17 protein-coding genes are annotated in these 22,919 nt (G+C 67.6%); 9 read left to right on the top strand and 8 right to left on the bottom strand.

The window, feature by feature from the left end; all coding sequences use genetic code 11:
• Positions 1-66 precede the first annotated feature (66 nt).
• Positions 67-879: a competence/damage-inducible protein A gene (locus IT306_06545; protein MCC7368062.1), complete on the bottom strand. Its 813-nt coding sequence runs from the start codon at positions 877-879 to the stop codon at positions 67-69.
• Between the two features lie 514 nt (positions 880-1,393).
• Here IT306_06545 and IT306_06540 point away from each other — a divergent pair.
• Entirely contained in the window at positions 1,394-2,341 is a 948-nt protein-coding gene (locus IT306_06540; GenBank protein MCC7368061.1) for an LLM class flavin-dependent oxidoreductase, read from the top strand.
• Positions 2,342-2,495: 154 nt separating this feature from the next.
• Here the strand turns inward: IT306_06540 and IT306_06535 are convergent, their stop codons facing one another.
• Positions 2,496-4,340, bottom strand: a complete 1,845-nt coding sequence (locus IT306_06535) for an ABC transporter permease subunit (protein MCC7368060.1) — start codon at positions 4,338-4,340, stop codon at positions 2,496-2,498.
• 287 nt (positions 4,341-4,627) lie between these two features.
• Positions 4,628-6,301 carry a carbohydrate ABC transporter substrate-binding protein gene (locus IT306_06530; protein ID MCC7368059.1) on the bottom strand — a complete coding sequence of 558 codons (1,674 nt, stop codon included), beginning with the start codon at positions 6,299-6,301 and terminating at the stop codon, positions 4,628-4,630.
• 561 nt (positions 6,302-6,862) lie between these two features.
• Here IT306_06530 and IT306_06525 point away from each other — a divergent pair.
• The 5 genes from IT306_06525 (at position 6,863) to IT306_06505 (ending at position 13,042) form a co-directional block, all read left to right on the top strand.
• The gene (locus tag IT306_06525) at positions 6,863-8,422 is read left to right on the top strand and encodes an extracellular solute-binding protein (GenBank protein ID MCC7368058.1); all 1,560 of its coding nucleotides are present in this window, start codon (positions 6,863-6,865) and stop codon (positions 8,420-8,422) included.
• An 88-nt stretch (positions 8,423-8,510) separates the two neighbouring features.
• Complete coding sequence (locus IT306_06520) at positions 8,511-9,434, top strand: sugar ABC transporter permease (GenBank protein ID MCC7368057.1); 924 nt, start codon at positions 8,511-8,513, stop codon at positions 9,432-9,434.
• Positions 9,435-9,447: 13 nt separating this feature from the next.
• Positions 9,448-10,383, top strand: a complete 936-nt coding sequence (locus IT306_06515; protein MCC7368056.1) for a carbohydrate ABC transporter permease — start codon at positions 9,448-9,450, stop codon at positions 10,381-10,383.
• Positions 10,384-10,927: 544 nt separating this feature from the next.
• Positions 10,928-12,325, top strand: a complete 1,398-nt coding sequence (locus tag IT306_06510; GenBank protein MCC7368055.1) for an MFS transporter — start codon at positions 10,928-10,930, stop codon at positions 12,323-12,325.
• Positions 12,326-12,373: 48 nt separating this feature from the next.
• A complete protein-coding gene (locus IT306_06505) occupies positions 12,374-13,042 on the top strand; it encodes a Uma2 family endonuclease (GenBank protein ID MCC7368054.1) in 669 nt (222 codons plus the stop codon).
• 15 nt (positions 13,043-13,057) lie between these two features.
• Here the strand turns inward: IT306_06505 and IT306_06500 are convergent, their stop codons facing one another.
• Both IT306_06500 and IT306_06495 read right to left on the bottom strand, forming a co-directional pair.
• On the bottom strand, positions 13,058-14,092 hold the full coding sequence (locus IT306_06500) for an aldo/keto reductase (GenBank protein MCC7368053.1): 1,035 nt from the start codon (positions 14,090-14,092) through the stop codon (positions 13,058-13,060).
• A gap of 23 nt (positions 14,093-14,115) precedes the next feature.
• Positions 14,116-15,222: an acyl-CoA desaturase gene (locus tag IT306_06495; GenBank protein MCC7368052.1), complete on the bottom strand. Its 1,107-nt coding sequence runs from the start codon at positions 15,220-15,222 to the stop codon at positions 14,116-14,118.
• A gap of 332 nt (positions 15,223-15,554) precedes the next feature.
• On the opposite strand from IT306_06495, the gene IT306_06490 reads away from it, so the two are divergent.
• Positions 15,555-16,529, top strand: coding sequence for an amidohydrolase (locus IT306_06490; protein MCC7368051.1), 975 nt, complete (start codon positions 15,555-15,557; stop codon positions 16,527-16,529).
• Between the two features lie 15 nt (positions 16,530-16,544).
• Positions 16,545-16,871 carry a hypothetical protein gene (locus IT306_06485; GenBank protein MCC7368050.1) on the top strand — a complete coding sequence of 109 codons (327 nt, stop codon included), beginning with the start codon at positions 16,545-16,547 and terminating at the stop codon, positions 16,869-16,871.
• A 171-nt stretch (positions 16,872-17,042) separates the two neighbouring features.
• Here IT306_06485 and opgC read toward each other — a convergent pair whose 3' ends face one another.
• The 3 genes from opgC to IT306_06470 all read right to left on the bottom strand — a co-directional run bounded on the left by opgC (position 17,043) and on the right by IT306_06470 (position 21,672).
• Entirely contained in the window at positions 17,043-19,088 is a 2,046-nt protein-coding gene (gene opgC, locus IT306_06480; protein MCC7368049.1) for an OpgC domain-containing protein, read from the bottom strand.
• 147 nt (positions 19,089-19,235) lie between these two features.
• Positions 19,236-20,894, bottom strand: a complete 1,659-nt coding sequence (locus IT306_06475) for a thiamine pyrophosphate-binding protein (GenBank protein ID MCC7368048.1) — start codon at positions 20,892-20,894, stop codon at positions 19,236-19,238.
• A 7-nt stretch (positions 20,895-20,901) separates the two neighbouring features.
• Positions 20,902-21,672 (bottom strand): cyclase family protein, encoded by a 771-nt coding sequence (locus IT306_06470; GenBank protein MCC7368047.1) that lies wholly within the window; start codon positions 21,670-21,672, stop codon positions 20,902-20,904.
• Between the two features lie 468 nt (positions 21,673-22,140).
• Between IT306_06470 and IT306_06465 the strand changes: the two genes are divergently transcribed.
• Entirely contained in the window at positions 22,141-22,836 is a 696-nt protein-coding gene (locus IT306_06465; protein MCC7368046.1) for a TerC family protein, read from the top strand.
• The last annotated feature ends 83 nt before the right edge of the window (positions 22,837-22,919 follow it).

Below are 22,919 nucleotides of genomic sequence, written 5' to 3'. Positions count from 1 at the left end.
GACGTGCTTCGCACGCGCATAGCGACTCCCGCTCCAGGCGCCGGAGCGGGGGGTGAGGTCTCGCTCCTACCGCTGGAAGTCGCGCTCGGCCTCGCCGACCAGCCGCTCCAGCATGTCGAGCGCCGTGTTGAGGTTCGCCTGGGCCTCGTCGTCGTCCGCCCCGCGTGTTACCACGTCGATCGGCAGGAAGCGCTGATTCCCGAGGGCGATGTACCCCTTGCAGTAGGTGCCCGGCACCGCCTCCATCACCTGCTGGAGCATCGGCGCAACCTCGGACTCCCACATGTCCACGTAGACGCGGTGGGTCAGCGCGCGGTGGGTGCCCTCGCCCTTGCTGAAGTACTCCTCCAGGAAGCGGGCGAACACAGCCTCCATCTCGCGCGGGGGGCCGGGCATCGAGAGAATGGTGCAGCCGTTCACGACGGTCCGCACCAGCGGCGCCCAGCCGGCTGGGCTGGCGTAGGCGGCTGCGCCATCGGGGATCGTCGCCATGCGCTTGAGGTTCTCGGTGTGCTCGTCAATGGAGATGCCGCGCCGCCGCAGGTGATCCTGCACGACGGCATCGTCAATGTGCGTGCCGACGCCCGCAAGCTGGGCGATCGAGGCGACGGTCAGGTCATCCGGCGTCGGGCCGAGGCCGCCGGTGGTGAGGATGGTCTGCGCGCCCCGCGCGATGGCATCCTCCAGCGCGTGGACGATGGCCGGCTGGTCATCGTCAAGAATGCTGACGCGCTGCATGGTGCCGCCGAGCCGCGTCACCTGCTGCGACAGCCAGAAACTGTTGGAATCCTGGATCTGGCCGATCAGCAGCTCTTTCCCGATGCTGAAGATCTCGACCGGCGAGGTCTCCCCGGAATGGTCGTCGGCTGGACTGCTCACGCTCCCGCTCCCGTGACAATGTTTCGGCAGTATAGCGCTGGCGCTGGCGCGCGGTTCTAGGTCGTGGGTCGTGGATCGTGGGTCGTGGATCGCGGGGTGAAAGCATGCGAGTCGCAACTATCATCCTGAGCGCAGCGAAGGACCTCACCCGCTGACCGTCAACCCTCGCGTCACCCTCCGAGCGTCAACGTCCGCGTCACCCGCTGACCGTCAACCCTCGCGTCAGCGGGTGAGGTCCTTCACATCGCTCGCAAGCTCACTCGTTCAGGATGACATACCCTTGCTGACTGCCGACCGCTGACCGTCAACCCTCGCGTCAGCGGGTGACGCCCTTCGCTGCGCTCAGCATGACATGGTGGGTACGCGCCGCTCACCAACTGCCGTCGGCTGAAAACTGACCACTGAAAACTGATAACGCATGGCTGACAACTGACGGCCGACGCTGGCCCTTCGCACCCCCGCCCACCATAATGCCCGCCGACGTCCCAACGTACCGCAACCGACGGAGTGGTCAATGCGATTTGGACTGCAGGTCAACCCCTACTTCTACGGCGATACTGGCAACCCCTGGGATCTCGTGGAGCCGGTCACCAGGGCGGCCGACGAGAGCCTGCTGGATTCGATCTGGGTCTACGATCACCTCCTGTACGAGGGCGGCTACCCCGGGCACCCGGACCCCGAGCCGGCGATGGAGTGCTTCACGATCCTCGGGGCAATGGCGGCCATCACGAAGCGCATCCGCCTCGGGCAGCTGGTCATCGGCATTCCGTACCGCAACCCGGCCCTGACCGCCAAGATGGCCACCACCCTCGACATGATCAGCCGGGGGCGCAGCATCCTGGGCATCGGGGCGGGCTGGCACCAGCGTGAGTACGAAGCGTACGGCTTCGGTGAGTGGGAGCCGGTCGGCGTGCGGATGAAGCGGCTCGAAGAGGCGACCCAGATCATCCTCAAGCTCTGGGGCGAGCAGCCGGTTGGCGCGTACCAGGGCACGTACTACAACACGCTGGAGCTGACCGAGAACCCGCTGCCGGTGCAGAAGCCCCATCCGCCCATCATGATCGGCGGGAGCGGCGAGAAGGTGACGCTGCGGCTGGTGGCGCAGTACGCCCAGTTCTGCAACGTCGGCGGCGACCCAGAGACGGTCGGGCGGCTGCTGGAGGCGCTGCGCGGCCACTGCGAGCGCCTGGGCCGCGACTACGGCGCGATCACGAAGTCAGCGTACACGATGGTGATGATCGGGAAGGACGAGGCGGAGGTCGAGCGGAAGCGCGAGGCGCTGAGCCGCTACATCCCGCGTCGGGGGGCCTCCATCGGCACGCCGGAGCAGTTGATCGAGGAGTTCCGGGCCTATGCGAAGGCCGGGGTCGAATACATGGTGTTCCGCATGCCCGACTGGACGGACCTCGACGCGCTGCGGCTGTTCAGCGAGAAGGTGATCCCGGCGGTGGCCGACCTGTAAGCTGGGTTTCGGGTTTCGGGTTTCGGGTTTCGGGTTTCGGGTTTCGGGGGCTGGCTGCCTGCCGAATGACGGCGCAGAAGGGGCGGCGCCACTGGCGCCGCCCCTTCTTGTTGGCCCAGCAGGAGCGTGTCTGCTCCCTGCGTGTCGGCTCGGATCAGCCCTTCACGCTGCCGGCCGTCAGGCCAGCCACCATGAACCGCTGTCCGAGCATGTAGATGATGACCACCGGGCCAGCCGTCAGCAGCGAGGCTGCCATCAGCGCGCCCCATGGCTGCACGTCGCCGATGATCAACTGCGCGAGGCCGACGGGCAGAGTGAACACCTCACTCGACCGCAGGAACGTGTAGGCGTACAGGAACTCGTTCCAGGCCTGCGTCACCGAGAACATGGTGACCGCCAGCAGGGCCGGCCGCACCAGCGGCAGCACCACCCGGAAGAACGCCCCGAAGCGGGTGCAGCCGTCGATCATCGCGGCGTCTTCCAGCTCCTCGGGGATGCTCCGGTAGTAACCCATCATCAGCCACGTCGCGAACGGCAGCACGACCGTCGGGTAGGTCACGATCAGCGCCCACGGGGTGTTCGTGAGCCGCAGCCCGGCCAGGATGGTGTACAGCGGGATGAACATCAGCGAGGTGGGCATCAGGTACGAGATCAGCACCGTCGTGCTGAGCACGCCCGAGCCACGCCACTTGAGGCGCACCAGGCCGTACGCGCCGAGGCTCGCCGCCAGCACCGAGACCGTCGTGCTTGCCGCCGAGATCATTACCGTATTCGAGTACCAGTTCACGAATGGGATCTGCGTGAACAGGTACCGGAAGTGGTCGAGCGTCCACGGATCGGGCCAGAACATGCTCTTGATCTGCTGGATCTGGAGCGTGGTCTTGAAGGCCGTGATGAAGATGAAGTAGAAGGGCAGCAGCTCAAACGCCACCACCAGGCCGAGCAGCACGTACATGACCGTGAAGCCGGCCTTGCGCGCGACGGCTGGCTTCACGAGCGGCTGCGTGCCAGCCGGGCGCACGGCGTTTGAGGCGGCCGAGAGGATGGTCTCGACCGTGTTGTTGACGAGCCAGAACAGCGCCAGCGCCGCCTGCCCGAGCAGCCGCAGCGGCAAGATCACCGCCATGGCGATGCGCCAGCTCAGCGGATCCTGTCCGTAGCCGCTCCGGTCCTCATCGCCGCGGTTCATCATGTAGCGGCCGAGGAAGAGGATCAGCACGAACAGCAGCGGCGCCACCGTCATCGCGACGGCGATACCAGCGCCGTAACGGAGGCCCTGCACCGCGTACTCATACGAGAGGATGGTGTAGATACGGGTCGCACCACCGGGGCCGCCGCCCGTCAACAGGTAGGTCAGGGTGAAGCTGTTGAACGTGAAGATCGTGTTCAACAGACAGGCCACGATGATGACGTAGCGCAGGCCCGGCAGCGTGATGTGCAGGAACTTCCGCCAGGCCGTCGCGCCGTCGATGGAGGCCGCCTCATACTGCTCGGCGTCGATCGCCTTGAGGCCTGCCACCAGCAGGATGATGATGAACGGCGTGCCCGCCCAGATGTTCACCAGGATGACGGACGGGAGCGCCGTGCCCGGGTTGCCGAGCCACGGCAGCCCCTGGGACATGACCCCCAGGACGTTCACCAGAATGTAGTTCAGCGCACCGAACAGCGGGTCCAGCAGGACGCGCCACGCGAGCGCCCGCACGACCTCAGGGATGATGTACGGCAGCAGCACCAGGCCGCCGAGCACCGAGCCCCAGCGCGGCACGTGGTGCAGCAGCAGTGCCGTCCCAAGACCGAGCCAGAACTTGATGAACACGGACGCTACCGTGAACACAATCGTCGTCTGGACGGCCCGCAGGAAGAAGTCGTCCTTCCAGAGGTTGGCGTAGTTGTCGAACCAGATGAAGTCGCCGACGCGCGGGCCGACAGCGTTGTGGAAGCTCAGATAGACTGCCCGCCCGAACGGGTAGCCGATCAGACCGAACAGCAGCAGGAACATGGGCAGGACGAAGATGTACGCGGTCGGCCAGTCCCGTCCCAGGAAGCGCTGCGAGGATTTATACCACGGTTGCGACGCGATCCCAGGGGACGCGCTGACACTCCGAGGGCGAGCCGTCGGGGCTGCCACGGTGACACCTCCGTCACACAGCTACTGGCGGGACCACCCAGGGGCCCGCCAGCACAAGGGGTAGAGCGGCGAGTGACGCCGCGCGGCCATGCGATGCGGCGCATCGGCCGCTGGCTCGTGTGTGTCCAGCAGGCCGATGCGCCGCGAGGCGTCTGGGCTTACTCGCCCTTCGCGCCGAACTCCTTGAACACCCGCACCGCGCGGTCGTGCGCGGACTTGACTGCGTCGGCCGGCGCCTTGCCGCCAAGCACCTCGCCCATCATGTCCGTCCAGAAGTTGGAGGACTCCAGCGCCGAGACCCACGGGTTCGGCTGGGCCGGGAACGCGCCGTTGCCGGTGTAGCCAGACGGGTGCGTCAGGTACTGCTTCCAGGTCTCGGTGACCCGCTCGGCAGCGGCCGACGCCTTGATCTCCGGCTCCTCCCAGCCCCACTCGTAGGCCGGGTAGACGTAGCCCGTGGAGATCTTGAACATCTCCTTCTGGACTTCCGCCGAGGCCATGTAGCGGATCAGCTGCTCAGCAGCCTCGCGGTTCTTGGCGTTCTTGATCACGAACCACCGCTTGGCCGCGCCGCCGGCTGCCAGGGCCTTGCCACCGGGGCCGGTGCCCTTCGGCGGGAGGATCAGGTAGGTGTCGTCCGCGACAGGGTTCTTGTCGACGACGGCCTTCGCGAACATCGTGCCCGCGTTCGACGAGAACGAGATCTTGCCAGCCAGGTACGCCTCGTTGTTGCTCGGGTCCGTCCAGGCGTTGACGCCCGGCGGCAGCATGCGCGCGTACTTCTGATCGCCGTAGATCTCCTTCAGGAAGGTCAGACCGTCGATGGCATACTGGCGGTACGGATCCTTGTTCAGGACCACCAGCTGGCCGGTCTCGTCGCAGAGCTGGCCGCCCCGGAAGAGCACGGCTTCCTTCACGACGGTCTCACCGTCACCCGAGCGGTTGACGGTCATGCCCCAGGACCAGGACTCCTTCTCCGGGTTCGTCGCCTTGAGCAACGCCTCGCGGGTGGTGTTCCAGTCCGTGAAGTCCTTGCGGAAATCGACGCCAGCCGCCTTCATCGCGTTCTCACGGACGAAGTAGCCGCCCGCGCGGCTGAAGTGCTGGACGGCCCACCACTTGCCCTCGAAGAACGACTGATCCCTGAACGCCTTGTACGGCTCGCCGAAGTCCTTGATGATCTGCTTCTGCAGGTCGTCCACGTCCTCGAGGACGTCCAGGAAGCGGAGGGCCGAGGTCGCCTCGGTGTGCGTGAGCACGTCCGGCGCATCGTTCGCCTGGACGGACGCCAGCAGCTTCTGCGAGATGTTCGCCGCACCCACGTACGACGCAACCGTCGAGAAGTCCAGCGGGTAGTCCATCATCTGAGCGAACTCGCGGACCTTCTTCTCGATGAAGGCGTTGTGCTCAGGATAGAAGTCCGCGTCGATGATGACCGACAGCTTGCCGTTGATCTTGACCTTGTTGAAGGTCGGGGCTGGCGGGGCCGGCCGCGAAGAGCCAACCGTGGCAGCACCAGCAGCCGGCTTGGCCGCCGGGGACGCACCGGCTGCCGGGGAGGCGCCTGCCGCTGGCGAGGCCGCGGGGGACGCTCCCGCGGCCGGCGACGCAGCGGCGGCGGGGGACGATGCCGCTGCCGGCGCCGCCGGGGCGGTCGTCGGCTTGGGGGCCTCGGCCGGCTTCGCCGTAGCCGCTGGCGCTGCCGGAGCCGAGCTGCAGGCCGCGGCGATCGGCAGCGCAGCCGCCGCGAGCCCCAGCCGCAGCATCGAACGACGGGACAGCCGCCGGCCGATCTGCTGACCCGCAGCAGAGTCCATAGACAAATCGCTCACGCGAATCCTCCTCGAACAAGTACGACCATCAGGGTCAAAAGGGGATGTCAACAATGGCACTGGGTGCAACAATGCTCTACTGAACGTCGACACGGGTCAGACTTGCGTCAACCCGGACGGGCACGGCACGAACGCCTTCGTCTACCTCTCTATGCTGCCGTTAGCGCAGACACATACCAGGTCGGCGGTACCGCCCCCGGTCGACAGCCATTGTCGCCGAGGCGCACTTCGCCTGCGAAACGTCCGTGATGACATGATACCCCACCAGTGGGAATACCACCGCGCATTATCAGCACGCCGGCTCTCGATGTCAAGAGGATGTCTTCAAGATCGACGGACGTTGTTGCCTCCCTGGTCAGCCCGCCGCGCTCCGCCGCGGCCTGCACGGATCTCGCTTGACGCGAACACTCCAATACGACACTATTGACGCACAATCGAGTGAGCAATGCTGCCGTCTTCTCCTGTACGGCGGTCCAATGGTGGGCCGTTTGCGACAGGGCATGTGATCCGGACTAGGCCAGCAACGACTGCTGGAGTGGGACTCGCGGGGAGGCGATGTTTATGGACGGACGGCCCGTTTCTCGTCGGCACTTTTTGCGCCTGTCGGCGCTGCTCGCTGGTGGCGTGACCTTGCTGTCCGCCTGCAGCAACCAGCCGGCCGCTGCGCCGGCCAAGCCGGCTGAGCCGGCCAAGCCAGCCGAGGCGGCGAAGCCCGCGGAAAGCAAGCCTGCCGCGCCGGCGGCCGCTGCTGCCCCGACCCAGGCCGCGCCGGCGTCGAAGCCGGCCGAGACCAAGCCCGCCGCCGGTGCTGCGCCCTCTGGCAAGCCGGTCAGCCCCATCGCGGCGGCTGGCGGCCTGAAGGAGACCACGCTCACCGTCATCATCTTCAGCGGTCCCGAGGCCGACGCCCACACCCGGCTTGCGCCCAAGTTCACCGAGTACACCAAGGGCAAGGTCAAGGTGCAGGTGGAAGAAGGCGGGCGCGGCGACGCCTACGATGCGAAGTGGATTCCGGGGCTCCAGGCGAAGACGACCGCCTGGGACGTGCTGCACGACAACGCCAACCGCTTCCTGGCGAGCGGCCCGGCCGGCTACTTCGTGCCGCTGTCTCAGTTCATGAAGGACAAGGAGCTCTTCGACGCCGAGGCCTACAACAACGACGACTTCCCGAAGGCCCTGCGGGACATCTTCTCCTACAACAACGAGCAGATGCTGATGGTCCAGGAGGCCAGCGGCCTGCTCTTCAACTACCGCAAGGATCTGCTCCAGAAGTACGGCGTGCCCGAGCCGCCCATCGATGGCTATGAGTGGGAAGCGTACCTGGGCCACCTGAAGACGATTCAGGAGGGGCTGAAGAAGGACGGCAAGACGGACGTCTTCCCGCTGCTGTTCGGTGCGAAGAAGCCGACGCACACCAACCACCAGATCGTCCAGAACGTCTGGGCGAAGGGCAGCGAGATCTTCGACGGCGTCAAGCCGCTCTTCGACAGCCCGGCAATGATCGAGACGACGGACTTCATGGTGGACCTGATCTACGGCAAGAAGTTCGTCACCGAGGGGGCCGTCGGCTACGAGTACCCGGACGTGCTGACCGGCTTCCAGAACGGCAAGGCGGTGACGGCGTTCCAGTGGAACGCCGCCGCGCCGACGTTCCTGGATGCCGCGAAGTCGCCGGAGACGGCTGGCAAGATCGGCTTCTCGATGCTGCCGTACTTCAAGGACAAGGGCAGCAAGGTCAACCGCTTCCATCCGTCGCCGCACGGCATCGGCGTCTCGGCGTACAGCAAGAACCAGAAGGAGGCGTTCGCCTACTGCGCCTGGTTCACCAGCCAGGAGATCGCCCGGGACTACGTGACGAACGGCGGCGGCTCCTCGGGGCGCGGCTCGCTGCTGACCGACAAGGTCGTGCTGGAGAAGAACCCCCAGTTCGCGGCGCTCAACGAGGTGCTGAAGCTGCAGCATCCGTACCCGCCGATGGAGCAATACAACTACGTCTACGGCACCATCCTGGCGGCCCACACCAACGCGATCTGGGCCGGCCAGGAGAAGTCCAAGGAAGGGCTGACGAAGGCGAAGGACGAGGCGATCCAGTACCTCAAGGAGCAGGGCGTCAAGCTGTAGCGCGAGAGCAACGCCGCCGCTCGCTCAGATCGTGCCCGGCCACAGCGATGCGGCCGGGCACAACGCACACCGCACCCTGGGAGCCCTCATGCAAGCCACCCACCCGCTCGACCGTGCCGGACAGGCGCGGTCGACGCGAGACTGGTCGATTCCGGATCGCTGGCTGGCTCACCTGCTGCTCTGGCCGGCGTTTCTGACGCTCTTCGGCGTCTTCGCGTACCCGCTGGCGTACAGCTTCTGGCTCAGCCTGCACGTCTACAACCTGACCCGGCCGCCGGTCTTCAACGGTATCGACAACTACCTGCTGATCGTGCAGGACATGCGGGTCTGGGAGAGCTTCGCGGTCAGCGTCCAGTTCGCCGCGATCTCGCTGGCGCTCCAGCTGGTGTTCGGCTTCGGCATCGCGCTGCTGCTGGCACGGGTGGTGCTGTTTCGGGGGCTGATTCGGACCATCATCATCATCCCGTTGATGCTGACCCCGGTGGTGCTCGGCCTGAACTGGAAGCTGATGCTGAACCTGGACTGGGGGATCATCAACTACTTCCTGCGGCTGCTCGGGTTCTCCGCCGTGAACTTCGTGAACAACCCGAGCACGGCGATGGCCTCGCTGATCCTGGTGGATGTCTGGCACACCACCTCGTTCACGGTGCTGGTGCTCTCGGCTGGCCTCGCGAGCCTGCCAGATGAGCCGTTCGAGGCGGCCAGCATCGACGGCGCCAGCGGCTGGCAGAAGCTCTGGTATCTGACGCTCCCGTTGCTGCGCCCGCTGTTCCTGGTGATCATCCTGTTCCGCTCGTACGAGCTGATCCGCGTGTACGACATCATCTTCGCGGTGACGGGTGGCGGCCCTGGCCGGGTCACGGAGACGATCTCGTTCCACATCTTCAGCCGGATGTTCCAGGGCTTCCAGCTCGGGTACGCCTCGGCGATCTCCTACGTGCTGTTCGCGGTCTGCCTGGCGTGGAGCATCCTGATCATCAAGACGGTCGGCACGCACGGCGCGGCCGATTGACGGGAGGCTGACGATGGTCGCGGTACCTGTTGTACGGTCGGCGGCGAGCCTCTCGGTGGTGGCGGCGCGGAAGCGTCGCGTCAACTGGGGCGACATGGCGGCCTACGCGGTCCTGGGCGTCTGGATGGTGTTCACGCTCTTTCCCGTGGTCTGGCTGCTGCTCTCCTCGGTCAAGGAGCCACAGGACGTCTTCGCGATGCCCCCGCAGTGGATCTTCAAGCCGACGCTCCACAACTACGAGGTGGCGCTCGGCCTGACCATCCCGACCGAGCTGGAGACGGTGACGGAGACCCAGGCCGGCACCGGCATGAGCCCGTTCCCGAGGTTCCTGCTGAACACGGCCATTGTGGCGGTCGGCACGACGGTCCTGGCGCTCGGGATCGGGTCGATTGCCGCCTATGCCCTGACGCGCTTCTTCCCACGCCAGCGCAATGGGCTGCTGGTGGGGGTGATGATCACCCGGCTGGTGCCGCCCGTGGTGATGATCATCCCGATCTACGTGATCTGGCGGAACTTCGACCTGCTGGACACGCACATCGGGCTGATCCTGGCCTACCTGACGTTCGCGCTGCCGTTCGTGATCTGGATGATGCGCGGCTTCCTGCTGGACATCCCGATTGAGCTGGAAGAGGCGGCGATGATCGACGGGGCGTCGCGGTTCCAGGCGCTGCTGCGGGTCGTGTTGCCGCTGGCAGCCCCGGGCCTCGCGGCCACCGCGATCTTCGTGATCCTGCTGGCCTGGAACGACTTCTTCTACGCCTTGATCCTGACCAGCGGAAACGCCCGCACGGTGACGCCGTACATCGGCGGGTTCATCACCGACAAGGCGATCCTCTGGGGCCGGCTGTACGCCAGCAGCGCGATCATCATGCTGCCGGTGCTGATCTTCGGGCTGGCGGTCCAGAAACAGCTCGCGCACGGGCTGACCGGCGGCGCGGTGAAGGGCTGAGTCAGGCGTCAGGAGTACTATCCGGCGAAACGCTGCCCCCCCAGCTGTCATCCGGAGCGCAGCGAAGGACCTCACCCACTGACGCGAACGTTGACGGTCAGCGGGTGAGGTTTTTCGCGTCGTTCGCAAGCCCTGCCCAGGGCGATTGCCTGTTCGTTGGTGTTCCCAGAACATGGTGATACGGGCAGTCGGGGGTTGATGAAGATTGACGAACTACCGCGGGAAACGCCCCCTCACCCCCCGACCCCCTCTCCCTGTGCGCGGGAGAGGGGGAGACACACGAGAGTTTCGTTCCTCCCCCTCTCCCGCGCACAGGGAGAGGGGGTCGGGGGGTGAGGGCCTTTACCACAGGAAAGAATCAATCGTCATCACGCCCCGACGATGCTGCACGACGCGCCCAGCGCGCAATCGCCCTGGAGCCGCGCACCAGGCTGCCGCTGACCTGACAGGCCTGTCCTGACGGTGCAGCCCTCGTCGTGTGGCGGGCGCTGGTCTAGAATGCCCGCGACGCGGTTCGGCAACGGCGCCGAGAAAGGCTAAAGCCATGTGCGCCGCCTGCGGCATAGCGACCCATATCCCCGATCCTGGCTTCGAGGAGCGCCCGTCTGCCGCCCAGCCGACGACGGCCGGCAGCACGTCCACCTCGACGGCTGCCCCTGCTGCCGCTGTGAAGGCTGGCGCCGGCGGCATGAAGTTCGCCGCCCTCCGCAACCCGGACTGCCGGTTCTACCTGTTCGGCACGATGCTCTCGATGATGGCCGACAACGTCGAGCACGTCATCTCGTACTGGGTGCTGTACCAGAAGTTCCACTCGCCGGCCCTGGCCGGCTTCGCCGTTATCAGCCATTGGGTGCCGTCGCTGCTGTTCTCGGTCTACTTCGGCTCGCTGGCGGACCGGCACGACTGTCGCAAGGTGATCCAGGTGGCCCAGGTGATGTACATGGGCGTCTCGGCGGCCTGGGGCTACCTGTTCTGGACGGACAGTCTGGAGATCTGGCACGCCGTCATCCTGCTGATCGTTCACGGCATGGCGGGGGCGCTGTGGTCGCCTGCCGAGCAGTTGATGCTCCACGACATTGTGGGGCGGGAGACGCTCCCGAGCGCCGTGCGGCTCAACTCGACCTCGCGCAGCCTGGGCATCCTGTGCGGTCCGGCCGTTGGCTCGGCGCTGCTGCTCGGTCTGGGCGAGACCTGGGGCATCTGGGCGAACGTGCTGATCTACCTGCCGTTGACGATCTGGCTGGTGGTCATGCCGTACACCGGGCACCTGCGCGACACGGCCGGGGTGCGTCGCCCGCCGATGACCTTCGCCGATGCGGTGCGAGTGCTCCGCGAGGTGGCCGACAACCCGACGCTCATCAGCATGGTGGCGCTCGGTGGGGTCAGCTCGCTGTTCATCGGGGCGGCGTTGGGGCCGCAGATGCCGGAGTTTGCGAGCGGCCTGGGCATCAACGAGGCCGGGCTGGTCTACGGTGCGCTGCTGGCTGCGAACGCGGCTGGAGCGGTCTTCGGCGGCCTGATCCTGGAGGGGACGGGCCTGCTGCGCCCGAACGCCCGCGCCGCGATGGTCAGCACGATCCTCTACAGCATCTGCATGATCGGGTTTGCGCTCTCGTACAGCTACCCGTTCTCGCTGGTGCTGCTGGTGCTGGCCGGCATGACGAATCTGGCGTCCCAGTCGATCGCGCAGACGCTGGTGCAACTCCTTGCGCCGCCGGAGAAGCGGGGCCGGGTGATCGGCGTCTACAACATGTCGAGCAGCGGGTTGCGGGCTGGCAGCGGCGTGACGGTCGGGGTGCTCGGCGGGTTCATCGGCATCCACCTGTCCCTCGCCACCAGCGCGGTGGTGCTCTGCCTGATCACGATGTTCCTGCTGGTCTACACGGCCCGCGCGGCCAGCCGCATGCGCCCGGCGACTGTGCCACTCCGCTCGACCTCGTAATTTCCTGCGCCCTCAGAGCGGCCGTACAATGGGAGCGGAGGGCGAGCGATGGCCAGTGTGATCCAGCACCCTGCGTCCGAGCCGACAGCCCCGGAGCTTGAGCTGCGCCTCTTTACGATTGACGAGGTCGAAGCGATGGTCCGTCAAGGGATCATCGGGGCAGACGAGCATGTCGAGCTGATCGAGGGGCAGATCGTCAAGATGAATCCACAGGGCACTGGGCATATCTGGGCGGTTACTGCTGTCATCGAAGCATTCGCTGGCCGCCCGGGACTGACATTCACGACCCAGGGCACACTGCAGCTTGCCGAAAGGTCGGGGCCGGAACCTGACCTCGTGATTCTCCGGGCGCAGACATCACGGCGTCGACGGCCCAGGCCGCGGGATGCCCTGCTCGTCGTAGAAGTAGCGAACACATCGCTTGGCTACGACCGGCGAACAAAAGCAACAATCTACGCCCGTGCTGATATCCCTGAGTACTGGATCGTCGATCTCAACGGCGAGCGCATCGAGGTCTACACCGAGCCGTCTGAGATCGGCTACCGAGTGCTCCGCGTGTACGGACGGGGAGAGCGGATCACACCCGGGTGCTCAGAGGATGTGCGTGTTGACGTGAGTACGGTCCTCGGGCCGGTTGGCGACGCCGAAGAGGACGACGATGACCAGGACAACATGCAGGCGTCAGAGGATGGGACGCCCCCGTCCACTGACAACTGAAAACCGAGAACGCGCTCACGCCAGGCGTGGGTCCACGATCCGCTCGCGCATGCCGCCGTATACCGAGCCGCGCACGCCGTCTCGGGCCAGGAAGGTCGTCGGGTAGCCGGGGTCGATGGCCGTTGCCGCGTCCAGCTTCGCCAACTGCTCGGGCGTCAGGGTCACGTCCAGGCTGGCGATGTTCCCCGCGATCTGCGCCTGATTCCGCCCGCCAAGGACCGGGATCGCGCCCATCTGGCGGACCCAGGCCAGGGCCACCTGGGCCGGCGGACAGCCGATCTCCTCGGCCACATCCACGACGCGGTCGCCGATAGCCAGGGTACGTTCGTGGAAATGGGGCACCTGCATGGCGTCGCCGCGCTTCGCCGCGCCGTCCGCCCCCTGCTGACGGTACTTGCCCGTCAGCAGCCCCGCCGCCAGCGGCGACCATGCCGTGACGCCAAGCCCGAGCGCCTTCGCCATCGGCAGGATCTCGCGCTCCGGGGTGCGCTCGGCCAGGTTGTACTCGATCTGGATGCCCACGAACGGCGTCCAGCCGCGCAGGCTGGCGATGGTGTTCGCCTGGGCGATGACCCAGGCCGGCGTGTTCGAGATGCCGACGTACAGCACCTTGCCCTGCCGCACGAGATCGTCCAGGGTCCGCAGCAGCTCCTCGATCGGTGTGATCTGGTCCCAGGCGTGAATCCAGAGCAGGTCCAGGTACTCCGTCTTCATGCGGCGCAGGCTGGTCTCGACGGTCTGGACGATGTTCTTGCGGTGGTTGCCGCCGGCGTTCGGATCGTCGCGGACGGGCGTCATGGTGGCCTTCGTCGCGACCACCAGCCGCTCGCGGTGCGGCCCGATCAGCTCGCCCAGGAACTGCTCGCTGGCGCCGAGCGTGTAGTTGTTGGCCGTATCGACGAAGTTGCCGCCGGCCTCCAGGAACGTCTCGAACATGCGGCAGCTCTCGTCGAAGTCGGCGCCCCAGCCGAGCACATCGCCGAAGGTCATCGTCCCGAGGCACAGCTCGGAGACGCGCAGGCCGCTGTTGCCGAGCAGGTGGTAGCGCATGGCTGCTCCCGAGTGGTCAGTGGTCAGCGGGTGGCCCGGCCGCAGCGGTCGAACGCCGCGAACGTCTGCCGGTACGACTCCCACACACTGACTTCCTCGTACGGGATACCCTGCTGCTGGCAGAACGGCCGCACGATGTCGTGGCACTTCCCGAGGTTGGCGCGCGGCATGTTCGGGAACAGGTGGTGCTCGATCTGGTAGTTGAGCCCGCCGAACGCAAACTCCGCGATGGGGCCGGGCAGGATGTTCCGCGAGCCGATCACCTGCCGCTCGAGGAACGAGAGCTGCGTGCCGTGCGCCCAGGTCGGCATGCCCTTGTGGTTCGGGGCGATGGTCATGCCGAGGTACAGCCCGCCGATCATGTTCGCCACGGCGAACGCGCCCAGCCACCACCAGCCAAGCCAGATGGTTGGCGTCAGCCAGATGACGGCGTTCAGCGCCAGGACGACGAGCTCCACCACCCGGCGCGACCCGCTCAGATCCTGGACGGCGTACCGCCAGCCCTCGCCGCGCATCACGACGCTGAGCATGGTGGTGACCACCGGCACGAACAGCCACGCCTGATACCGCACGATCAGCTTGCTCAGGCCCGTGCGCGCGGCGGCGTCGGCCTCGTTCAGCGTGAAGAAGCCGCCGAACGAGAGATCGGGGTCTTCCTCCTCGTCGTTCGTCTCGACATGATGGGTGTTGTGGCGTTCCTTCCACGACCAGAACCCGACGCCCACCACGAGGCTGAAGCAGAGCTGCCCGAGCAGGCAGTTCGTGTCAGCCTTCTTGAAGACCTGGAGATGGCCGCAGTCGTGGCCGATCATCGCGACCTGTGCCAGCCCGACGCCCATCACCGAGGCCGCCAGCACGGTCCAGACCCAACCCGACGGCAGGGTGAACAGCAGCCCCAGCCCGGCCGCCAGAATGGCGAAGCTCACCAGCGTGCGCCCGAGATAGTAGTCGTAGCGGCGGTTGAGCAGGCCGGCCTCCACAATCTTGCGGCGCAGCCGACGGTACGCGGCTGGCGAAGCATCGTAGGTGGGGCGGGCGGCAGCGGTGGGGGTGGCCAGCGGCGCGCCGGCCGGTGGCGGTGCGAGCAGCGCGGAACCGTTCGGCCGGATCGCCGGCTCAGAGAGCGTCATACAGGCACACCACGATCTCCCTCAGCGGGTAACGTTGGGCAGGCCGCCTCCACAGCGACTCGGCACGTAGCCGGCTCGCCGACAGCCCGCGCCCTTTGAGGGCCATCGCAGCGACGGGGTTATACACGCCACTGTGCACGTTTTGCCCTGAATCCGCTGACAGGAGCCGGCTGTACCGCGAAGATAGGTTGCCGAGGCGCAGTACGATGCGCCATCGTGCAGGCTGAGGAACGGCCCGCCCGCTCCGGTCGGGATGCCCGTCCGTGTGGCCTCCCGTGGCCCCGACTGGTCCTGCCTGGCCCCCGCGCGCAGCTCACCGAGGAGATGCCGCCATGACGTTGCCCGTCACCGTCGATTTTCACGCCCACGCCCAGAGCCCGAAGGCTGCCGAGCTGATCGCCGGCGCTCCGAACAACCCGGGCGGCGAGGCCAACCCGCACAACCACGAGCTTGCCCGCACCCGCTACGACCGCGCCTTCCGCGACATCTCCGTGCGGCTCCACACGATGGACCGCGAGCGCATCGACCTCCAGGCGATCAGCCCGGCCCCCAACTACGCCTACTGGGCCGACGAAGACCTGTCCGACAGGATCGTCACGGCCTCCAACGAGCATGTCGCGGAGATCTGTGCGACGAACCCGGATCGCTTCGCCGGACTGGCCCACGTCTCGCTGCAGCACCCGGCGCTGGCCGCGAAACAGCTCGTGACGGCGATGACGACGCTCGGGATGCGCGGCGTCGAGATCGGGACGCGCACCGAGGAAGCGGACCTGGACGATCCAGCGCTCGATCCGTTCTGGGCCGCCGCCGAGCAGCAGGGCGCGCCGATCTTCATCCACCCGGCCGGCACGACGCTCGGCAAGCGGGTGGCGAAGTACTACCTCGGCAACGTCATCGGGAACCCGCTCGACACCACGATTGCCCTGACCAACCTGATCTTCGGCGGCGTGCTGGATCGCTTCCCGACGCTCAACGTGGTGGCGGCGCACGGCGGCGGGTATCTGCCCTCGTACTTTGCGCGGACGGTCCACGGACACCAGGTTCGGCCGGAGCTGCACACCATCACCCGCCCGCCCACCGAGTACCTGCGCCGCATCTGGGTGGACAACCTCGTCTTCGAGCCGCTGTTCGTGGCCCACCTCGTCCGCGTGATGGGCGCATCGAGGATCGTGCTCGGGACGGACTACCCGTTCGACATGGGCCAGGAGAACCCCGTCGATCTGGTGGACGCCGTGCCGGGGCTGTCAGTCGAGGAGGCCCGCCAGATCAAGGGCGGCAACGCCATCCAACTGCTGCACCTCGGCTAACACGGAGTCAGGCAGATGGCCATGCCCCGACCGATCCTCCGTTCTCGGCCGCCGCGCCCGGGCTTCTCGGCGCGCGAGCCGTTCCCGATGCCCGAGCGGATGCAGCAGAACCTGCTCCGCATGTACGCCGAGATCGCGGAGCCGTTCGTCGGCATCACGACCGATGGGGCGGCTCGCCCGGACCTGTTCCATATCGGGCAGACCGGCATCTCGACGGCGTCGATCCTCGACGCCACCCGGCGGCCGATGCGGCGTTCGTGTACAGCGTGCAACATTCACTGTCATCCTGAGCGCAGCGAAAGACCTCACCCGCTGACGCGAGCGTTGACGGTCAGCGGGTGAGGCGTAAGATGATGCTGGGCGGGTGACGCGAGTGTTGACGGTCAGCGGGTGACACGAACGTTGACGGTCAGCGGGTGAGGTCCTTCGCTGCGCTCAGGATGACAGTGCGCCATGCATGCTGTGCTCTGCATCTCTCGTCCGTCGTCGCCTGCAGACCCAACCGTACGGAGGTCAGCGCGCCGGCGGCACAGGCCCGCCGGCCAGGAACTGGAGCGCATCCTCGCGGGGGCGTTCTGGGAGATCCGCGCTCGGGTACTCAGCGCCAGCCACCCGTGCGCCCTCGCGCCGCAGCAGGCTCAGGAAGATGTCCGAGCGCTCTGAGGGCGAGCGCCCCGCCAGCGCGCCCCACGGGCAGGCGTTGACCTCCGCCGCCGACGGCAGCACCCCGATCCAGATCCCCGTTCGCCGCAGATCCTCGCTCTCCAGCTCATCCCCGACGTACTGCTCCAGATCCTCCACCCCGAATGGGAAGGGCAGCGCCGGCGCGTCTGGCGTCGCCTGCCGCTCCGTCGTCGGGACGATGCACGGGGCCGGGCCAGTCGTCGCGACGGCCACGGTATCCTCGGGGTAGAACAGCGAGAAGGCGATGGCCGTGTGTGCGCCCCGGCCCTCGCCGTAGAGCAGCAGGCGCGGCGCGATGGCCTGCTCGCCCCAATCGTCGCCGGGCTGGGCCAGCTCATGGAGCAGCGGCAGTTGCTCCAGCATGTCCCCGACGACGGCCTCGGGGTCCGCCCACTCGTGGTAGGCGAGCGTCGGCGCGAGGACGGCCCAGCGGTTCCCCGCGGCGATCTCCAGCAACGGGCGAGCCGTCTCCGGGCCGGTCCGCTGCTCGTCATGGAGCACCAGCAGCAGTGTGATCGGCTCCGCGGGCGGGACGCCCGGCGGCACGTAGCGGAGGACGCCCGCGTCTGCCATCGGCTCGGCGGGGTTGGCCTCGCGCGAGGCGCGGATCGGCCCGGCGACGAAGACGGTCAGCGCGGCGGCGACGAGCAGCATGCCGCTGGCTGCCCCAACCAGCACCCGGTGGCGGTGGTGCCCCAGCAGGCTCGGCAGCAGCCCGTCGCTCACGTCCACCCCGAAGCCGGTCTCCAGCCGCTTCCACCCGACGACGATCGCCAGCGTCAGACCCACCGTCACCAGTTGCAGGATCGTGTTGCCGGTGCGGGAGCGGTCGTACAGGCTGGCGAGCGGCGTGATGTTGTAGACCAGCACGATGATCAGCAGGTGCGTCCCGTACGCTCGCAGCGAGGACACCCCCAGGGGCAGCAGCACCCAGCCCAGCAGCGCTCGCATCGGCCGCCAGCAGACCGTCACCAGGGAGTAGGTGAAGCCCGCCATGATGACCGTGGCCGCCAGCCGCCCGATGGCGACGGACGGCTTGTCGAAGACCTGAAAGTAGAGGTCGCCGGCCAGCGGCCCGAAGACCGGCCAGGATGCCAGCCGCCCGGTGTCGTGGGCGCGCTGAATCACGATCAGGAAGGCGATGCCCACCGAGAACAGCAGCAGCCACGCCTCGACGGGCACGCGCCGTAGCTGGCGAACGACCACCGAGCGGTAGTATCCGAGCACCAGCGCCGTGATGAAGATCACCTGCCAGCCGGCCACGGGGAAGTAGTAGGCGTTGGTGACCGTCCAGGGGATCGCCACCTGGTTCGGATAGACCTGGTGCACCAGCCAGACCGCCCACGAGCCGAGCAGCACCCACGGCCAGTGCCCGCGTGAGAGCGCCAGCAGCAGCAGCGGCGAGACGGCGATCAGCACGCAGTAGAGCAGCAGGATGTCGGTGCCGTGGTAGACGAAGTGCAGCGTCAGCGTGCCGACGACCAGCTCCACCGGATCGGTCAAGCCGAGGCCGTAGGTGCGGTCCAGCCAGAGCTTCAGCTCCGTGAACTGGAACAGCGTCACGAAGATCAGCGTCAGGCCGACCGTCACCCCGTAGAGGACGGACGCCCGCCGCAGGATCGGGTCGGCGGCGGCCATCCAGCCCGCGCGGGCGATGCGCGGGCCGTAGACCAGCCCGATGACCAGCCCGGCCAGCAGCACGAACCCCTCGGCCGCCGAGGTGACGAACCGGTTGCCCCCCGTGAACGGCGAGAACCAGGAGATGCCGGCGACGTGGTCACAGACCATCGCGAAGACGGCGTACCCGCGCAGGAAGTCCAGGCGCTGATCGCGCGCGCCGCTTTCGGCATATCGCCAGGAAGGGAGAAGGGGCATACGGTCGGGGGCAGTCGCCCGCCTGCTCCTCGAAATGTGGGCTGTTGGGGCGCGAGGGACGCCGGGTGCGGTGGACGCCGGGCGCGGAGGGTGGCGGCGCGCGCGCTCAATGGCCGCCGCGCTGTGCGCCTGCTCGAAGTATGCGGCTCAGTGCCCCCGGAACGCCTCTTCCAGCCACTCCGCCACGACGGTCGGGACCACCTTCGCATCGAGCAGCAGCGCGCCACGCTCGCCGCGTGCCAGCCAGCGCTCGACAACCGCCAGATCCTCTGCCCGGCGGATCGTTGCACCCTCGATGCCGGCGGCTCGCGCCAGCGCCGCGACGTCCACGTCCGGAAACTGCACCAGCTCGACCGGGTGGCCCATCGGCCCGAAGTGGTGGACTTCTGCGCCGTAGGCCGCATCGTTGTAGACCACGATCAGCATGTGCAGCCCGTACCGTGCGACCGTCTCCAGCTCCGGCAGGGCCATCATCGCGCCGCCGTCCCCGAGCGCTGCCACCGTCAGCCGATCCGGCCGCGCGATGGCCGCCCCGATGGCGCTCGCCAGTCCCAGCCCGACCGCCTGGAACGCCTGCGTGAAGACGAAGCCCTGGGCGTCGGGCACGCGCAGGTACATCGAGGGGTAGCCCATAAAGTGGCCGGAGTCCACGGCCAGGGTGCGCTCGTCCGGCAGGAGATCGTCCAGGAGCCGGGAGAGCGTGCGCGGATCGATGTGGGTCTCGGTCCCGGCGTCCTGGCAGGGCGTGGCCTTCCAGGTTCCGGCCGCGATCTGCTGGCGGATCGCCTCGCTGCGCCAGTGCTCTGCCCGGAACAGGTCCGGGCCGCGCCGCTCGACCTTGTCGATGAGGGCGGTGACCGCCTCGCCGGCATCGCCGAGCAGGGGGATGTCCACGCGGGTGTGTGCGCCAATCATCTCGGCCTCGCGATCGATCTGGATGACGTGTGCGTCGGGGCCGAGCAGCCGGCCGTGACGGGTCGTCCACATGTTGAGGCCCGCGCCAACGCTCAGCACCACATCGGCCTGAGCGATCAGCTCGACGGCGGCCGGCGAGGCGAACCCGCCGGAGATGCCCACGCACCACGGATTCCCGGCGAAGAGGCCGTTGCCGTTGGCGGAGGTCGCCAGCAGCGCCCCACGCAGCTCCGCGAGCCGCTCCAACGGTTCGCGGGCGTCGGCCAGCACCGCGCCGCGCCCCGCGATGATGAGCGGCCGACTGGCTGCGAGCAGCAGGTCGGCCGCCTCACGGATGGCGGCCTCGGCGGGGACCGTCGGGCGAAGGCGCGGCGCAGACGGCACGCTGGCGGGCGCAGGCGGCGCGTCGGCCGCCTGCACGTCGAGCGGCAGCATCAGCACGACCGCTCGCCGCTCGCGCTGGGCGCGCAAGAAGGCGCGAGTCACGTCCGCGCCGGCCGTAGCGGGGCTGTGCAGCCGCTCGGCCACCGCCCCGACCGACCGTACCAGGTTGTCCTGCTCGATGCGGAAGTTGGAGCGCAGCGCCGACGCCGCCGTGTCGGCCGCCAGCACCAGCAGCGGCGTCCTGCTCTTGGCGGCCTCGGTCAGTCCGGTCATGGCGTTGGTCAGGCCCGGACCCTGGTGGACCGTGCAGACGCCGACCTCGCCGCTCACCCGGGCGTAGGCGTCGGCCATGGTGATCGCGCCGCCCTCGTGGCGGGCCGCCGTGAACGCCGCGCCGTGCTCCAGCAGCGCGTTGGTTACCACGAAGTTGCCGCTCCCCAGCAGCCCGAACACCTGGCGCACGCCCAGCTGCGCCAGCACCAGCCCGACCAGATCCGCGACCTTCATGGCCGGCCTACCTGCTCACCAGCGCCAGCACCCGGGCCGGGCTGCCCGAGCCGCCGACAATCGGCAGCGGCGCCGCGATCAGCACCGCGCCCGTCGCCGGGAGCTTCGCGACGTTGGCAAGCTGCGTCAACCCGTACTTGCCGGCCCCCAGCAAGAACGCGTGGCAGGGAAACGGCGGATCGAAGCTGTGGGCCGTCCCGGCATCCGTGCCGACCGTCTCCACACCAACCCCGAGGATCGGCTGCTCGGCCAGCCAGCGGGCACACGCCACCGAGATGCCGGGCGTGTGCGGGCCGGTCTCGTTGGCGTTCAGGAAAGCAGCCTGATCGTCGGCGCGGGCGTCCCAGCCGGTCCGGTAGATCACCCAGCCGCCGGCCGGCAGCGGCCCATGCTCGGCCTGCCACTGCTCCAGGTGCGAGATCTCCAGCAGGAAGTCCGGATTGGCGGCGCACTCGGCGCTCTTGTCCACCACCACAGCCGGCCCCACCAGTTGCGCGGCTGGCACCCGCGCCACGTCCAGGCCGTCGCGCCCGGTGATCCAGTGGACGGGCGCGTCAAAATGCGTTCCGACGTGCTCGCCAGCGGAGAAGTTGTTCCAGTACCAGGCTGGGCCGCGCTCGTCATAGCTGCTGATCTCGGAGAGCGTGAAGCTGTTCGTGTTGGCGAACGGCGGCGGCAGTTGGATGATCGGGGTGCGCTCCGAGAGCGGCGCGGTCAGATCGACGACCTCGACGCGCCCCTGCGCGAGATCGGCCAGCAGACTCGTCAGCGTAGACATGAGCCCCTCCTCACGGTGCGGAGGTATCGTCGCAGCCTGGGCGTCGGCCGGCAAGCATCCCGCGGCGTGTCCCCTCAATGCCTGTCCCCTTCGGACCAGGGCAGTTGCATGCTCGTTGGTGTTTCCACATCGTGGTACGACGGGCAGTCGGGGGTTGAAACCCCCGCCTACACGCATTCAGTCGCTGCGCGACGGACGCCGGGAACGGCAGGGACTGGTGCGACTGGAGCGTCGCGAAGCGACTGCAGGATGGTAGGCGGGGCTTTCAAGCCCCGACCACTCCGCGCGACCCGCCCAACGTGCAATCGCCCTGTCCCCTTCGGACATACCGTCAGGAGCGGGCAGGGTATATAGTCCATAGTGGTGCGGTCACAACAACGCTGTCACGTCACGCGCGGGGCTGAACGTCCCTACGAGCGCGGTGGCGTGCGCCTGGCCCGCTCTCGAACGATCTAGAGGAGCATCTGCGTGGAGCTAGGGCTCATCTCAGCGGGCCTCACGATTATTCTGATCGATCTGGTCTTGAGCGGCGACAACGCCGTCGTCATCGGCATGGCGGCCCACCGGCTGCCAGCCCAGCAGCGCCGCTTCGCGATCCTGTTTGGCGCGGGTGCCGCCATCATTTTGCGAATCGGGCTGACGGCCGTCGCCACGGTCCTGCTCCAACTGCCCTGGCTGCGCCTGATCGGCGGCGGCCTCCTCTTCTTCATCGGGTTCAAGCTGCTCAAGGAAGAGGAAGAAGTGCATGAGGGCGTCACCGGCTCCGAGCGGCTGATCGAGGCGATCTCCACCATCGTCATCGCCGACGTGGTGATGAGTGTGGACAACATCCTCGGCGTGGCGGCGGCGGCGCACGGCGACTTTGCCCTGCTGATCTTCGGGCTGGTGCTCAGCATGGCCATCATGCTGGTGGGCGGCAACCTGATCGCCTCGCTGATCGACCGTCTCTGGTGGCTGGTCTACCTGGGCAGCGCCGTCATCGTGTGGACGGGCGCCGAGATGCTGGTGGCCGATCCTGCTATCGAGCACCTCGTGGGAGAGCACAGCCCGCTCACCATCCCGTTCGCCATCGTCTGCACGGGGGTGGTCATCGGCGCGGCCCACTACTTCCACCGGCATCGCCCGCGCCAGCGCCGGCTGCGCCAGCAATTCTCCGAACGGTAGCGTCCACCGCGCTCGCCCCCATCCTCGCCCCCATCCTCGCCGTGCCCTCAGCCGGCCAGCCCGGCCCGACGAGCGCGCCGCCG

The sequence above is a fragment of the Chloroflexota bacterium genome, assembly GCA_020850535.1.
Lineage (GTDB): Bacteria > Chloroflexota > UBA6077 > UBA6077 > JACCZL01 > JADZEM01.
The sequence above is the reverse complement of the archived record's forward strand: the minus strand, read 5'-3'. Positions and strand labels throughout refer to the sequence as shown.